The sequence below is a fragment of the Vibrio sp. A1-b2 genome, from assembly GCF_021726015.1.
GTDB classification, from domain to species: domain Bacteria; phylum Pseudomonadota; class Gammaproteobacteria; order Enterobacterales; family Vibrionaceae; genus Vibrio; species Vibrio diazotrophicus.
Genome location: NZ_JAKKCI010000001.1, coordinates 767,291 through 783,298 on the forward strand (window position 1 = coordinate 767,291; position 16,008 = coordinate 783,298).

General features: G+C 43.8%; 16 protein-coding genes. 1 reads left to right on the forward strand and 15 read right to left on the reverse strand.

Annotation, left to right across the window (positions count from 1 at the left end; genetic code table 11):
• Positions 1 to 86: 86 nt before the first annotated feature.
• The 15 genes from nusB to L3V23_RS03610 form a co-directional block, all read right to left on the reverse strand.
• Positions 87 to 557 (reverse strand): transcription antitermination factor NusB, encoded by a 471-nt coding sequence (gene nusB / locus L3V23_RS03540; protein WP_042480152.1) that lies wholly within the window; start codon positions 555 to 557, stop codon positions 87 to 89.
• Positions 557 to 1,027, reverse strand: coding sequence for a 6,7-dimethyl-8-ribityllumazine synthase (gene ribE / locus L3V23_RS03545; RefSeq protein ID WP_042480155.1), 471 nt, complete (start codon positions 1,025 to 1,027; stop codon positions 557 to 559). The genes nusB and ribE overlap by 1 nt, the downstream gene beginning before the upstream one ends.
• Before the next feature lie 195 nt (positions 1,028 to 1,222).
• Entirely contained in the window at positions 1,223 to 2,332 is a 1,110-nt protein-coding gene (gene ribBA, locus L3V23_RS03550; RefSeq protein WP_102966135.1) for a bifunctional 3,4-dihydroxy-2-butanone-4-phosphate synthase/GTP cyclohydrolase II, read from the reverse strand.
• Between the two features lie 68 nt (positions 2,333 to 2,400).
• Positions 2,401 to 3,057 carry a riboflavin synthase gene (locus L3V23_RS03555; RefSeq protein ID WP_042480161.1) on the reverse strand — a complete coding sequence of 219 codons (657 nt, stop codon included), beginning with the start codon at positions 3,055 to 3,057 and terminating at the stop codon, positions 2,401 to 2,403.
• A 4-nt stretch (positions 3,058 to 3,061) separates the two neighbouring features.
• A complete protein-coding gene (ribD, locus tag L3V23_RS03560; RefSeq protein ID WP_102966134.1) occupies positions 3,062 to 4,183 on the reverse strand; it encodes a bifunctional diaminohydroxyphosphoribosylaminopyrimidine deaminase/5-amino-6-(5-phosphoribosylamino)uracil reductase RibD in 1,122 nt (373 codons plus the stop codon).
• A 37-nt stretch (positions 4,184 to 4,220) separates the two neighbouring features.
• Positions 4,221 to 4,670 (reverse strand): transcriptional regulator NrdR, encoded by a 450-nt coding sequence (gene nrdR, locus L3V23_RS03565; protein WP_042480166.1) that lies wholly within the window; start codon positions 4,668 to 4,670, stop codon positions 4,221 to 4,223.
• Positions 4,671 to 4,834: 164 nt separating this feature from the next.
• A complete protein-coding gene (locus L3V23_RS03570) occupies positions 4,835 to 6,085 on the reverse strand; it encodes a glutamate-5-semialdehyde dehydrogenase (protein ID WP_237291914.1) in 1,251 nt (416 codons plus the stop codon).
• 13 nt (positions 6,086 to 6,098) lie between these two features.
• Positions 6,099 to 7,232, reverse strand: coding sequence for a glutamate 5-kinase (proB, locus tag L3V23_RS03575; RefSeq protein ID WP_042480756.1), 1,134 nt, complete (start codon positions 7,230 to 7,232; stop codon positions 6,099 to 6,101).
• Positions 7,233 to 7,355: 123 nt separating this feature from the next.
• On the reverse strand, positions 7,356 to 7,745 hold the full coding sequence (gene crl / locus L3V23_RS03580; RefSeq protein WP_042480169.1) for a sigma factor-binding protein Crl: 390 nt from the start codon (positions 7,743 to 7,745) through the stop codon (positions 7,356 to 7,358).
• Positions 7,746 to 7,851: 106 nt separating this feature from the next.
• Positions 7,852 to 9,102 carry an esterase FrsA gene (frsA, locus tag L3V23_RS03585; protein ID WP_042480172.1) on the reverse strand — a complete coding sequence of 417 codons (1,251 nt, stop codon included), beginning with the start codon at positions 9,100 to 9,102 and terminating at the stop codon, positions 7,852 to 7,854.
• A gap of 131 nt (positions 9,103 to 9,233) precedes the next feature.
• Positions 9,234 to 9,698 (reverse strand): xanthine phosphoribosyltransferase, encoded by a 465-nt coding sequence (gpt, locus tag L3V23_RS03590; RefSeq protein WP_042480174.1) that lies wholly within the window; start codon positions 9,696 to 9,698, stop codon positions 9,234 to 9,236.
• A 61-nt stretch (positions 9,699 to 9,759) separates the two neighbouring features.
• Positions 9,760 to 11,049 carry an NCS2 family permease gene (locus L3V23_RS03595; protein WP_042480177.1) on the reverse strand — a complete coding sequence of 430 codons (1,290 nt, stop codon included), beginning with the start codon at positions 11,047 to 11,049 and terminating at the stop codon, positions 9,760 to 9,762.
• A gap of 265 nt (positions 11,050 to 11,314) precedes the next feature.
• Complete coding sequence (locus L3V23_RS03600; RefSeq protein ID WP_042480179.1) at positions 11,315 to 12,634, reverse strand: TRAP transporter large permease subunit; 1,320 nt, start codon at positions 12,632 to 12,634, stop codon at positions 11,315 to 11,317.
• Positions 12,624 to 13,241, reverse strand: a complete 618-nt coding sequence (locus tag L3V23_RS03605; RefSeq protein WP_042480181.1) for a TRAP transporter small permease — start codon at positions 13,239 to 13,241, stop codon at positions 12,624 to 12,626. The genes L3V23_RS03600 and L3V23_RS03605 overlap by 11 nt, the downstream gene beginning before the upstream one ends.
• A gap of 58 nt (positions 13,242 to 13,299) precedes the next feature.
• Entirely contained in the window at positions 13,300 to 14,316 is a 1,017-nt protein-coding gene (locus tag L3V23_RS03610; RefSeq protein WP_102963853.1) for a TRAP transporter substrate-binding protein, read from the reverse strand.
• A gap of 221 nt (positions 14,317 to 14,537) precedes the next feature.
• Here L3V23_RS03610 and L3V23_RS03615 point away from each other — a divergent pair, with 221 nt between their 5' ends.
• Complete coding sequence (locus L3V23_RS03615) at positions 14,538 to 15,965, forward strand: NAD-dependent succinate-semialdehyde dehydrogenase (protein ID WP_102966130.1); 1,428 nt, start codon at positions 14,538 to 14,540, stop codon at positions 15,963 to 15,965.
• The last annotated feature ends 43 nt before the right edge of the window (positions 15,966 to 16,008 follow it).

Genomic DNA, 16,008 nt, shown 5'->3' on the forward strand with positions numbered 1-16,008 from the left:
GGTCATTCCAATCCTGTCGAATAGACATTTGATATTCACGATATAAAAAAGGTCAGCAATTGCTGACCTTTATATGCTAAATCGAATTACGATTTTTTACGTACGTGCGGCGCTGCTTTATCAAGCACACCGTTAACAAACTTATGGCTATCTTCTGCTGCGAATACTTTCGCTAGCTCAATCGCTTCGTTGATAACGACTTTGTAAGGTACATCATCACGACGAGTCATCTCGTACATTGCAAGACGGAGCAATGCTAGCTCCATCATATCTAGGTCTTGCATTGGGCGAGACACAAAAGGTCTTAGCTTGCTATCTAGTTCCATGTGGTTAAGCACGACACCCGCTAAAAGGTCGCGGAAATAAACAACGTCAGTTTCTGGCGCAGCTAGTGCTGGTTCAGATGCGTGATGCTCTTCTTCATCATACTTACCATTTGATAAAAATTGCTCTTCAATTGTTGCAACATTATCTTTAGTAATTTGCCACGAATAAATAGCTTGTAGCGCAAATTGACGTGCATTACGACGTGCGGCTGGTTTCACACTGGCCCCCATTAGGAATCAATTTCAGAAAGAACGTTAATCATCTCAAGTGCGCTTAGTGCAGCTTCTGCACCTTTATTACCAGCCTTGGTTCCTGCGCGTTCAATAGCTTGATCGATTGTATCAACAGTTAGTACACCAAATGCCACTGGAATGCTGAATTCCATAGACACTTGTGCCAAACCTTTATTCATTTCACTACAAACATAGTCAAAGTGTGGTGTACCACCACGGATCACTGAGCCTAGAGAAACGATAGCGTCAAATTTACCTGTTTTTGCAACACGTTGCGCAGTAAGTGGCAGTTCAACTGCACCTGGGCAGCGAACCACAGTGATGTTATCGTCGCTCACCTGACCGTGACGCTTCAAAGTGTCGATGGCACCAGACAATAGACTTTCGTTAATAAAACTGTTGAAACGAGAAATCACAATCGCTACTTTTGCATTGGGTGCTGGGAAACCACCTTCTATCACTTTCATAAGCTTTCCTTTAACTCTGGTTCATCAAGTGAGAATCGCCGGATTCTAGCATAAGTTTGTGAGCTATATCTAATGGAAATTGGCTCGCATAGTTATGAATAACCGACATTCAATCACTTGAATTAAAAATAAAGATGAAATTTAACCCGCAATAGAAATCTATTACGGGTTAATTTTAGCGCCTAGCTTTTTGGATTATTCGCAAACGTACTCAACAACGTTCAGACCAAAGCCACCTAGTGCGTGATACTTTTTGTTTGGTGAAGAGAGCAAACGCATATCACGAACCCCCAAGTCAGCTAGAATTTGCGAGCCCACTCCTACACGGCGTGACGTACCCTGCTTCTTAGCCATTGCTGGCGCATCACCACTGTCTTGCTGCTCAAACATTTTGATGCGGTGAACCAAAAGATCACTCGACTCTTCGTTGCCCAGAATGACCAGTACACCACCTTCTTCAGCTATACGTTTCATCGCACTTTGTAGAGTCCAACTGCGATCAGAGCTTCTGTTGCTGTGAAGAATGTCTGTAAACATGTCTTGTAGATGAACACGAACTAATGGCGCTTTTTCCGTTAAATCGCCTTTTTGCATCGCAAAGTGAACTTGGTTATCGATGATGTCGCGGTAAGTAACCAATTCAAAATCACCGTATTCTGTTGGCAGTTTGCACTTAGCTACGCGTTCAATCGTCGTTTCTGTGTTATTGCGATGTTCAATCAGTGCAGCGATTGTGCCGAGTTTAATACCGTGCTTCTCTGCAAAAATTTCTAGGTCAGGGCGACGAGCCATGCTGCCGTCATCGTTAAGAATTTCCACAATTACAGACGCAGGTTCTAATCCAGCAAGACGAGCCAAATCGCAACCCGCTTCAGTGTGACCAGCACGAACTAAAACACCACCATCTTGAGCTGTCAGCGGGAAAATATGCCCCGGCTGTACAAGATCAGACGCTTTAGCATCTTTTGCCACTGCCGCTTGAACGGTGCGAGCGCGGTCTGCTGCAGAAATACCCGTAGTTACACCTTCTGCCGCTTCAATCGATACTGTGAAGGCAGTACTGTACTGAGCGTTGTTGTCTTGCACCATTGGTGGCAAGCCTAACTTTTCACAGCGCTCTTTGGTCATAGTCAGACAGATCAAACCACGGCCATGTGTCGCCATAAAGTTAATAATTTCTGGCGTAATGTGTTCCGCAGCAACGATTAAGTCGCCTTCGTTCTCACGGTCTTCGTCATCCATCAGGATAACCATTTTACCAAGGCGGATATCTTCAATAATTTCTTGTGGCGTGCTGATTGGCATTATTCTTATCCTATTGTTAGCCGCTTAGGCGACTTCCGTTAAGTCAATCGGGTTAAAGTAGAACAGAGTTAAGCAAAACCGTTCTGTTGCAGAAATTCCATCGTCAATCGAGATTCAGGTTGTTTTGCCTGCTCTCTTCCTTGCAGTAAACGCTCTAGATAACGCGCTAACACGTCCACTTCCAAATTCACTTTTCGTCCGACTTGGAACGAATCGATCGTGGTTTCCTGAGTGGTGTGAGGAACGATGGTCAGTTTAAATGCGTTCTTACGTAAATCATTGACGGTCAAACTAATACCATCAACGGTAATTGAGCCTTTCTCTGCAACGTATTTATTCAGTTCTTCAGGTAATTCAACCCAGAATTCGATTGCTCGGCCTACGATGTTGCGCTCGACGATTTCACCAACCCCATCAACGTGACCCGAGACAATATGTCCACCAAAGCGAGTAGTTGGCAGCATGGCTTTTTCCAAGTTCACCTTGTCGCCCGCTTTGTAATCGGCAAAGCCCGACTTTTTCAGTGTTTCCAGCGATAAGTCAGCGCTGTAGCTCGTGTCATTAAAGTCCACGACAGTTAAACACACACCGTTAGTCGCAATACTGTCACCCAACTTAACATCAGACATATCCAGTTTGCCGACATTGACAGTGATGGTAACGTCTTCGCCTTTTGGTGTGATTGCGGTAAGTTGGCCGACCGCTTCGACAATTCCAGTAAACATATGATTAATCTTTTCTTTTTGATTCTATTGGCATAGGTACGGCGACAAGTCGAACGTCCGAGCCCACCAGCCGGCAATCTTTAATATCAAGCTCCAGCACTTGCTGCATATCCGTTAAGCCAAACGCGCCGAATAAACCGCGACCGTCACTACCCATAATTTTAGGTGCCAGATACAAAACAAGCTCGTCAACCAATTGCTCTTCAAGCAAAGATTTGGCAAGCGTCGCTCCAGCCTCTACCCAAATATGGTTGATATTGTGCGTCTTGGCTAATGTCGCGAATGTTTGGCGCAAATCTAGCTGACCTGATTGGTTCACTTCAACGGTGACTTCAGCATTTTCATTACTAACTCGCAATACAGGAGAGTGAGACGCATACAGTGCTAACTGTGGGTGTAATTTACTCTGTCTGTCCAAAATGACGCGAGCGGGTTGACGCAATTCGGCTTCAGGGTAGTGCTCTTTAACGCTTTCTGGCAGCTCATTCCAACGCACGGTTAATGATGCATTATCATCAATAACCGTTTGGCTCGTAGACAGTATTGCGCCTGCTTGTGCTCGATAATTCTGAACGTTTTGGCGAGCCTGTTTTGATGTGATCCACTGACTCTTGCCGTTAGCAAGCGCGGTTTGACCATCGATACTGGCTGCCATTTTCAGTTGGACAAACGGCATGCCTGTTTGCATACGCTTAATGAATGCAGGGTTCAACGCTTTCGCATCCGCTTCAAGCAAACCGACTTCTACCTCAATGCCAGCATCATGTAGCATTTGAATACCACGACCTGAGACTTGAGGATTAGGATCTTGCATCGCACATATGACTTTAGAAACGCCAGCGTTAATCAGACCTTCAGCACATGGAGGTGTGCGTCCGTAATGAGAGCATGGTTCTAAAGTGACATAAGCGGTCGCACCGCGAGAGGATTCGCCTGCCATACGCAAGGCATGAACTTCGGCATGAGGTTCACCTGCGCGGTAATGGAAACCTTCACCAACGATAGATTCGCCTTGAGTGATCACACAACCGACATTAGGGTTGGGAGCAGTGGTAAAGCGACCTTTTTGAGCGAGCTTAATCGCTCGCGTCATCATTTGGTGATCAAAAGGGGTAAACTTCGGCATCATCTATTCTTATTCAGGGAATTTCGAGCGCTGGAAATCAGTCTTCTAACTTGGCAATTTCTTCGCCAAATTCACGTACATCTTCGAAACTACGATAAACCGAAGCAAAACGAATGTAGGCAACTTTATCTAATTCTTTCAATGCATCCATAACAAGGTTACCGATTAGCTGGCTAGGCACTTCTCGCTCGCCAGTGGCTCTTAGTTTGGATTTAATCGTGCTTATCGCAAGCTCAATCGAATCGGCGCTCACAGGGCGTTTTTCTAATGCACGTTGCAGGCCGCCAATCATTTTATCTTCATCAAAAGGTTCGCGATTACCATTCGACTTAATGACTCTTGGCATCACTAACTCTGCGGTTTCAAAAGTAGTGAAACGTTCGCTACATGCAAGACATTGGCGACGACGACGAACTTGGTGTCCATCAGCCACAAGACGGGAATCGATGACTTTCGTATCGTTTTCAGAACAAAAAGGACAATGCATACCACCTCCATAGTAAGGTTCCGCTGACTTTTCGAACAGAACGGAACCTTGGCTAGTTTACAGGAATCACTAATATTAAGAAAACAAAAAGGGGCGTTATACGCCCCATTTCAATGGATTAATTGCTTAAAATACAGAACATAACTGCAGTTCGAAAAGAGTAATTAAGCACGAGAAAGATAATTTGCCTTACCCACCCACTTGTAACTGGTTAGCTCTTCCAAGCCCATTGGTCCGCGTGCATGCAGTTTTTGCGTTGATACCGCAACTTCTGCACCCAAGCCAAACTGAGCACCATCAGTGAAACGAGTCGAAGCGTTAACATACACCGCCGCAGAGCCCGCTGAGTTAATGAATTTTTCAGCGTTGAACAGATCATTGGTCATGATGGCATCGGAGTGGCTCGCATTGTGCTCACGCATGTGATCAATCGCTTCATCCACATTCTTAACCACTTTGACGCCTAAGGTGTAGCTTAACCACTCAGTATCAAAGTCGCCGTCTTGAGCATCGCGAATTTTTTCTGCCGATTGCATTAGGGCTTTCGCTTTCGGCTCGGCAACGAAGGTTACTTTGCCATTCAATTTCACCATCAATTTTTCAAGCAGTGATTGAGCAATATCCTGATGAACCAAAAGTGTATCTAACGCGTTACACGCTGATGGACGCTGCACTTTAGCGTTTTCAATCACATCCACGGTTTTGTCCAAATCTGCACTTTGGTCAACGTAAATATGACTGATACCAAACCCACCAATAATCACTGGAATAGTACTGTTTTCTTTACACATTTTGTGTAAACCAGCACCACCACGAGGAATGATCATATCCACGTAAGCATCCAGTTTAAGTAGCTGAGAAACCAGTTCGCGATCCGGTTTTTCAATGTACTGAACTGATGCCGAAGGTAGCTGTGCTTTTTCTAATGCGGATTGAATAACCTTGACCAACTCCATGTTGGAGAAAAAAGTTTCTTTTCCGCCACGTAAAATAGAAGCGTTACCCGTTTTCAAGCACAAAGCAGCGATGTCGATGGTTACATTTGGTCGCGCTTCGTAAATAACGCCAACCACACCAAGCGGTACACGGCGACGAGACAGTGACATACCGTTTTCCAGTACCTTACTGTCTATTTCGCTACCAACTGGATCATTAAGACTGATGACATTACGCACATCGTTTGCAATGCCCGCTAAACGTTCTTTATTCAGTAACAGACGATCGAGCAGTGCGTCCGATAAACCAGCTTCACGGCCGAGTTCAATATCTTTTGCGTTGGCAGCCAGAATGATGTCTGCACTAGCTTCAAGTTCATCAGCAATAATTGATAACGCTTGGTTTTTTTGAGCCGTTGTCGCTGTCGCGAGTTGAAAAGCCGCGTCTTTCGCCGCTTTTCCCATAATAGTTAAGTCCATGCCTATCCTCGGTTTATTCTTGGATCACGACCATGTCATCTCGGTGAACGACTTCTGAGCCGTAATCATAACCAAGGATGTCGATAATCATTTTACTGTGTTTGCCTGCAATTTTTGCTAGGTCTGAATTTGAATATGCGGCTATACCGCGGGCGACAAGCTTTCCAGCTTTATCGGTCACTCGAACCACTTCGCCACGTGAAAACTGACCGTGAACACTCACAACACCTTTTGCAAGCAGGCTGCTGCCTTTTTCATTGACCGCTTTAACCGCACCATCGTCAATCACGATGTCGCCCGAAGCAGATGGGCCCGCCAGTATCCAGCGTTTGCGATTTTCCAATGATTCTTCTAAAGGTAAGAAACGAGTCCCTTGCGGTGCATCACTTAAAGAGTCAAAGATGACGTTTTCAGCACGACCTGCGGCAATAATCACTTCAATGCCTGCTCGACGGGCAATATCGGCCGCTTGCAGTTTGGTTGCCATACCACCAGTGCCTAACGTAGTACCACTGCCACCCGCGATTTTACGCAAAGTGTCATCAATGGTTTTGACCTCTTTAATCAGTTCCGCATGTGGATCTTTGCGAGGGTCGGCGGTAAACAGACCTTTCTGGTCAGTCAGTAGCAGAAGTTTATCCGCACCACACAAAATACCCACAAGAGCGGACAAGTTGTCATTGTCCCCTACTTTGATTTCGCTGGTTGCTACCGCATCGTTTTCATTAACGACAGGGATAATGTCGTGTTCAACTAAAGCATTAATGGTGTCACGCGCATTTAAGAAACGTTCACGATCTTCAAGATCGGCACGCGTTAACAGCATTTGACCAATCTTGATGCCGTAGATAGCGAACAGTGACTCCCAAACTTGAATCAGTTGGCTTTGTCCAACCGCAGCAAGCAACTGTTTGCTCGACATCGCGTTGGGCAGTGCGGGGTAACCTAAATGTTCTCGGCCTGCTGCAATTGCACCCGAAGATACAATCACCACAGAGTGGCCTTGTTTTTTCAGTTCTGCACACTGACGAGCAAGCTCGACCATATGAGCTCTATCAAGAGCAAGTGTGCCACCGGTAAGAACACTGGTTCCTAGTTTTACAACGACAGTTTGCGCTGTAGTTCCGCTTTGCTGATTCGTTTTCATGCCTTCTTCTTCAAATTGAAAACAGTTAAGAGAAGATGTTTTAGCAATCAACCGCGCTGAGCACAAGAAGAAAAAGGTGCTAAATAGCACCTTTTACGTTCAGTAACATTCAAATAGCTAAAATCACACAAATTCTGCTGATTCTTCATGCATAGAAAGCGTTAAGCCGAAACGCTCATCTAATGTCTGTTCTAGCTTCTTATGAAACTCTTCTTGGTTTTGGATAACGTCAGATAACGAAGCTTTAGGAATCGCTTTGGCTTCCCATTCACCCGCTAAGTTGTAACGTCCCGATTGATATTTTGCCTCATATCCGGTGTCTGTCTGATCAAGTACCATCCACCATCCCCAGAATTCACGTTTTTCTGGCGCCTTTTTGTCATCCACACAGGCTGCTAAACAGTCAAACAAATAGCTACCTTCTTTACATTTTCCTTCACGTAAATAAGGGCCAATTGCTTTAAATGCGGATAATAATCGGTAGTGCGTCGGATTTTTCGTCCCTTCCGGCATAGGATTCTCCATTTCCATCGATAAGAATAAATATCACTACTATTTATATGCCTTAAAAAGCATATATTTAGTGCAAATATTACTCTTAACTAATTTAGGAGAAATGTCACCTACAGAGTTCCTCTTGAAGCCACTTTATCGCCAAATCGAGGGATTGCTCATATCCTTGCGAAATTGTTTTGCTTTTTATCTGTTTAGCTTTGCCACCTTGACTAAAAATCGCCGCAAGTTGGTTGTCTGAATGTGGTGATACCGGATCACCTTCTAAACCGAGAGCCAGAATCGGCACTTTTGTGCGTCGGCTACTCAGGAAGCCTTGCGTTTTTAGCGACCAAGCCTTCAATTGACCAGATAAGCTATCGATATCTACCGCTTCTTTACCCAATCTTGATGCCAATATGTCGAGATACATTTTAGGCATTTGTTTGAGTTTGGTCGGAGATGTCCACACATCGTGGAGAGGAGCACCAATAGCGACACATGCTTTGACTTTTTCTTGCTCTAGAAATGACAAACGAACCATAGCATTGCCACCAAAGCGGAAACCGATTAACCCAATACAAAAATGGTCGACCCAAGGTATATCGGTCAACTGATTAATCACAGCTTGGTGAAGGCAAGATGTATCCTCAGTGAGTGGCCACTGAGAACTTTGACCAATAGAAGGCATGTCGATTGTTAGCATCGCGATATCGTGTTTTGCCAAATAATCACGAAATAAGCGCCACATGTCAGTTTGTAAGCTATCCAATCCAGCACTCACGATCACTACCGGATGGGGTTTATCGGTATTAGTCAGATGTAAGTAACCTGAGAACTTTCTATTTTGATAGGTGAAATCGAGTTGCTTAACGATGTAATTGGTTAACTTGGCCGCTTCAGAGTAGGCCTTGTTTGCTAGTACTTGTGCTTGAAGAGCTAGGTTGTCGTTTTTCAGATGTGGATAACCGGCAATACTAAAGCAGAGAGACGCTTTAAAGAGCTCTTCCGCTGCTGCATCACCTTCTAATACAGAAGCGGTTTTCTGATGCTTCATACCAAGACGCGTCCACTCAAATGTCCAGTTACCGTTGTGATATCCCATCACAGTGTCAAGCCAATCGTCATCGGTACGGGAGTGTGTAGAGGATGCAATACGAGATAGCACTTCCTCTTGTTCGATAGGATTCACACCTTGCCACACCCATTGAAGGCGGCGAACATTACGATACCAAGAGAACCCTTCGCTCTGCTTCTTCTTCTGCAGAAACTCTATATTACTAGGCATGTATTGAGTCAGTGCCGATGTTTCTTTTGCTTGTTTATGCTTTACAAACAACGTCTCTGACAAGTTAATATTTGTACCATCTTCAGACATAACCCAGTCTCGCTTAACGAACCATTGATTAGGTTCATATAGTAATAAAAAAAATGACCCATGAAAGGGTCATCTTTGAGTAAATGCTATTTTTTAAGCAAAAGCCATGTTTAAACAACAGCAATGTTGGTTTATTTACGCTTACGATTTACTGGCTCAACGAAAGACAGTTGCATATCCCAAGGTTGTTCAATCCAAGTATCTTGTTCGATATCTACGATATATTCATCAACCAAGTCTTTGCCAGCCGGTTTAGCACATACAGTTACGAACTTAGCTTTTGGATACATTTCACGAATCTTACGTGCTGTATCGCCGCTATCAACCAAATCATCAATGATCAGGAAGCCTTCTCCGTCATGCTCTGGTGCTTTTAGTACACTCATATCACGCTGATGATCGTGGTCATAGCTAGAGATACATACTGTATCTACATAGCGAATACCCAGTTCACGAGCGAGAATAGCTGCTGGTACTAAACCACCGCGGCTAACACCTAGGATACCTTTCCATTGTTCTGCAGGCATTTGACGCTCAGCGAGTTCACGACAATAGTTCTGCATATTGTCCCAAGTGATAACGAATTTTTTGCTCATTGTAATAAACCTAAATTAAAACATGTGAAGCGCAGTGCAGTTCACTGCGCCTATTAAATACTTAAGCGAAAATCAATTTAGCTAGGAAAATAGCTGTCATAAACCAAACGCTGACTGAAATATCACGGCCTTTACCGCTCAAAACCTTGATCGCTGTGTAAGAGATGAAACCAAGTACAATGCCTTCAGCAATTGAGTACGTCAGAGGCATTAATAAACAGGTCACAACAACAGGTGCAGCTTCTGTTAAGTCACGCCAATCAACACTTATAAGTCCAGACATCATCAAGATAGCAACGTAGAACAATGCGCCTGCGGTTGCATAAGCTGGAATCATCCCTGCTAATGGCGAGAAGAATAATGCAAGAAGGAACAAAATGCCAACCACAACTGCAGTTAAACCTGTACGTCCACCCTCTGCTACACCCGCTGTACTCTCTACATAAGAAGTCGTGTTTGAAGTACCCAATAGAGCACCAATAGACGTTGCTGTTGAGTCTGCTAGCAATGCTTTGTTTAAGCGAGGGATCTTGCCATCTTTACCGATAAGATTTGCTTTAGTCGCAACGCCCACCAATGTACCTGCTGTATCAAACAGGTCAACGAATAGGAAGGCAAAAATCACTGAAATCATGCCGATTTCAAATACACCAGAGAAATCTAATTGTAGGAAAGTAGGTGCAATACTTGGTGGAGCAGACATAACGCCATGCCATTGAACATCACCAAAAATCAAACCTAAACCTGTAGTAAGTAGAATTGCAATCATTACCGCGCCTTTTACGCCACGGTTAACCAGACCAATTGTCAGGAAGAAGCTTACTGCTGCTAATACTGGAGAAAGACTAGTGAAATCGCCAACAGAGACAAGGGTCGCTGGGTTGTCTACTACGATTTTTGCGTTTTGCAGTGCAATAAAAGCAAGAAACAAACCGATACCCGCAGAGATACCCGTTCTCAGTGCCATTGGGATTGAGTTGATGATCCACTCACGAATCTTAAATAGGCTCAATAGAATGAAAAGCACACCAGAGCAGAATACTGCTGCTAGAGCAACTTGCCATGTGTAACCCATACCGAGAACAACGGAATAGGTAAAGAAAGCGTTCAAACCCATACCAGGAGCTTGCGCGATTGGGTAGTTAGCAACTAAGCCCATAATGAAACAGCCAATAGCCGCAGCTAAACAGGTCGCCACAAATACAGCGCCCTTATCCATACCTGTCGAAGATAAAATGGCAGGGTTCACAAAAATAATGTAAGCCATTGTCAGGAACGTAGTTACCCCTGCAATGATCTCAGTACGCACGTTTGTGCGGTTTTCACTGAGTTTAAATAGCCTTTCCAGCATGATCGAGTCCTAATAAAGGTAAAAAGTAAACGGTTGCGTAAACGATTGGGCGCAAATTATAAAGACATCAGATCACAAATTCCAGACCGAATTTATTTTGATTTCAAAACAACTGATGAAAGATTATGCAAGGAAAATCATAGGTAGGCGGGCTATTTTACTCATGAACCCCGTTTTCGTTAATATAATGTAGCGTTTTTGCAAATGCTCTACCTATGAATATTCATCTTAGGTAGAGCATGAAAACTTGATTAATGTGGCGTTATCAAGCCATCACTTTATTGGGTAACCAGGTGACAATGTCTGGAAATACCATACAGATGATAAGCACCAACAACTGAACCAATATAAACGGTGTAACTGACTTATACAGGTCCATCATTGTCACGCCTTTTGGTGCTATCCCTTTCAAATAGAACAGCGCAAAGCCATAAGGTGGTGTCTGCACAGCAATAACAATATTTAAAATCATCAATACGCCAAACCAAATAGGATCATAGCCAAGAGCAACCGCTACTGGTGTGAATATAGGTGCACACATCAGTACGATGATAAACTCATCGATAATGAACCCCAAAAGCAGCATGATAACTTGAAACATCATGATGATAACGATGGGTGGTAAATCAAGATCACGAGTAAACCCTGACACCATTCCCTGTATTCCCATCAGCAAATGGAAATTACTGAATACAGAAGCGCCTAATATTATCCACATAGCAACGCTGACTAACATCGCCGTTTGCATACCAGACTTCATTAGAATTTCAGGTTTAAAACGCTTAAACAGAATAGAGAGCAGAATAGCACCAGCCACGCCTAACGCACCGGACTCGGTAGGTGTCGCAATGCCAGCAATAATACTTCCCAGTACCACAACAATCAGAGCAAACGAAGAGGCTCCATCACGAATGGTTTTAAATAATTGGTAGCCTTTTGGAATTTCAATGTCATTGTCAGAATCAAATGGGGCGCGTTCCGGCTTAATTTTACAGCTGATAACGACATAAGAGATCAATAAAACAATCGTAATTAATGCAGGCACCATAGCGCCAAGAAACATCTTACCCACTGAGTTTTGAGTCGCGGAGGCAAACATGATCATTGGAATACTTGGGGGAATCAATATCCCCAAAGAGCCACCAGCCATAATGACTCCGAGAGCCAGTTTCTTATCATAACCACGGTCAAGCATAGGTTTTAAAGCAATACTGCTCGAAGTCATAATACCCGCACCAATAATACCGACCATAGCGCCAATCATTGAACATACACCGATAACACTAATGGCAAGAGAACCTCTCACACGGCCGATCATCAGTTGACTGGCATTAAACATTGCGTCGCCAATTCCCGAACGGGTAAGAATTTGTCCCATATAGATATAGAGAGGGATAGCAAGAAGTATGAAGTTAAAAAAGGTACTCTCAACAGTAGTCGGGATAATATTAAACAGAGCCTCCCCCCAAACTAAGTAGCCGACACCCATAGCGATCCCGCCTAGAGCTAGACCGACCTGAGCTCCGAGAGCAAATGAAGCTAAAATACAGCCCAAAAGGACTAGGGTTAACATCTCAATTCCCATTTGTGCTCTCCTTGTCAAAAACGGAATTCAATTGGTCGCTATCAACCTTAAAAGGCTGCTCTTCCAACGCTATATGTTGGTGAACTTCACCATTCAGTTCGCGGCCTTTGATCAAAAAGAACAAGTTAGAAATTAACTCTGTTGAATACTGGAGAATAAAAATCACAGCTGAAACGCTAATCATCAACCAGAAATGATGCATTGCTGGCGCCCATTCACTCTGTGTTTTATAGCCGAATTGCAAACTCTCAAAAAACATCTCAAGACATACTTTTGCCATGACAGTCAGAAAACCTATCGCAATCATTCCGGTAAACAGGTCAAAAATACGACGCGTTTTTTCAGAGACTTTAGCGTAAAGAATATCCACGTTGATATGCGCTTCTTTCTGTTGGGCGTACGCTCCACCTAACGCAGAAATATAGCCAAATAAGAACAATGACGTGTCATAGCTCCAGATTGTCGGTTTACCTAAGATGTAGCGGGCAAAAACTTCGTAAAAAACAATCGCCGCCAACACAGGAAGTAAATAAGAGACCGAGCGTCCAATTAAGCCGACAATGTACTTTATGAACTGACAATACTTCAGTAAAAGGACTTCCATCATACAAATTATCCCTAAAAAAACAGGTGAACCTCTCTCGAAGTCCACCTGATTGAATCCATTACTCTTGCTCTAAAATCTCAACAAGTTGTTTTGAGTATTTATCTTCACTTGCATACTCTTTTGCTAATGTCAGACCTGCATTTTTCCAAGCAGCAACGTCTTCATCTGACGGTTTTGGACTCCATTTCAAACCTTTTGCTTCCATTTCAGCAACCGCTTTAGATTCCCACAGCTTAGATTTCGACATTTGCTCTTGAGCATGTACAGCCGTTGCCGCTTTTACAATCGCTTGTAAATCAGCAGGAAGTTTCTTCCACTCTTTTTGATTGACGACAATAGGCAGAACCTGAGCACCAGCAAGCGGTGTTGGGTACATATATTTCGCTACTTCTACGTGGTTACCATCGCGGTGATCAATCATGTTTGAACCGATAGAACCATCGATAACACCCGTAGCTAGTGAAGTGTAGATTTCACTCCATGCAAGAGACACAGGCGATGCGCCAAGATTACGCAAGAATTTGCCATAAGCACCCGGCGCACGAATTTTTAACCCCTTAAAATCTTCAAGTGAATTGATAGGTTCTTTAGTAATGATATAGACAGGAGGCTGAATGTAAGGGTCCAACCATGTTAAACCTTGTGAAGCGTATGCTTCTTCCATCACTTTACCGAAGCCTTTATCGTGAAACAGTGTTGTTAGCTCTGCCACATCAGAAGTACCACCTGGTAAGCCAACTTCTACAACACCAGCAGGAAACTCTCCAGCATGCATGGGTTGAAATGGTGCACCCATCGTAATAAGCCCCGACTTCACAGCGCTTAGAATGCCGCTGGTCCCTACTCCCTCTCCAGAATAAAGCACCTGTACCGCTATTCGACCATTTGACATGGTTTCAATGTTTTTAGCCAAGTCTTCATAGACCTCACCAAATGCAGTACCACGGCCATAAAGGTTAGCAAAACGCCAATTATATTCAGCAGCCATGCTAGCTGTTGAGGTAACCAAAGCACTGACACCAATAGCTGCAGCCAATACTGCTTTGGTAAATTTGTTTCCTTTCATTCCTAGCATAAGAAATTCCTCTTTCTCACATTGTTACACTTTTGTTAGCGATTTATTTCTTAGCTAAATATGAAGAACGGATTTCGAATGTGACAGTGCCAGAGGTGAAGTTGTTATGGTACCAGCAAGTAAGTCTTAGCTGGTACCACAGTTTTGACACAACTGGTACTTAGATTACGCAGAGTTTTGAGACTAACATGCATACAACAGACTACAAAAGAGACACAAACATGGACCAAATCATTAACAAATCACTCCTTAATGCGACCTGTCCTCAGAGTGACGATGCGATTGCTGTCATTAACCCAGCGACTGATGAAGTTCTTGCTTATATCCCGTCAGTAGATACACAAACCATTCACTCGTTGATACAAGCTTCGAAACAAGCTCAAATCTTCTGGCAGCAAAAAACGGCGGCTGAGCGTTCAGTGATTCTGAAGCGTTGGTACGATTTAATGGTACAGAATGCTGATGATTTGGCTCGTATCATGACTCTTGAACAAGGCAAGCCTCTGGCAGAGGCGAAAGGGGAAGTGATGTATGGCGCTTCATTTATCCAATGGTTTGCTGAAGAAGGTAAACGCGTTTACGGCGAGACGATTCCTTCACCAACTGGTGATAAACGCCTGATGACGATAAAGCAACCTATTGGTATCGCGGCAGCCATTACACCGTGGAATTTCCCAATTGCAATGATTACCCGCAAAGCCGCCCCAGCTTTAGCTGCTGGTTGTAGCTTCATTGTAAAACCAGCAAATCAAACGCCACTTTCTGCCTACGCAACAGCAGAACTCGCTTATCAGGCTGGTTTACCAAAAGACTTGCTGGTCATCGTGAACAACCACTCTTCTGTGGCAGTGGGTGAAATTCTTTGTACTCACGAAGATATCAAAAAACTGTCATTTACAGGCTCAACCGAAGTAGGTCGAAATCTGATAAATCAATGTGCGGATACCATTAAGCGTACGTCAATGGAACTGGGTGGTAATGCGCCATTCATCGTATTTGACGATGCAAATGTTGAGCAGGCGGTAAAAGGGGCAATCGCTTCTAAATTCCGCAACGCAGGACAGACCTGTGTGTGTGCTAATCGCTTCTATGTACAAGATGGCATTTACGATCAGTTCGTCGAGAAATTCACTGCTGCGGTTGCTGAGTTAAAAATGGGCAACGGCCTTGAACCGGGCGTTAACATTGGACCGCTAGTGGATATCAAAGCGAAGAAGAGTGTTCTTGGCTATATCGATAATGCAGTTAAACAAGGTGCAAAAATCGTTCTAGGCGGTAAAGCAGAACAAGGGCTGTTTGTTCAGCCAACAATTCTGACTGAAGTGACTCAAGACATGGATATTACCCAAACCGAACTTTTTGGTCCCGTAGCTCCAATCATTCGCTTCTATGACGATCAGGAATTGGTAGAAAAAGCTAATGACACTATCTACGGACTCGCAAGTTACTTTTACACCGAAAACATTAAACGAGCCTTCAATATCGCGGAAAAACTTGAATATGGCATGGTTGGAATCAATGAAGGGTTAATTTCAAATGAAGTAGCTCCTTTTGGCGGCGTAAAACAATCCGGCTTTGGCCGTGAAGGTGCAAAACAAGGCATCGATGAATATCTAAACATTAAGTATCTCTGTTTCGGCGGCTTTTAATCTTCGTTAGCAACTGACCGATAACCACTGAATAAGGACTATC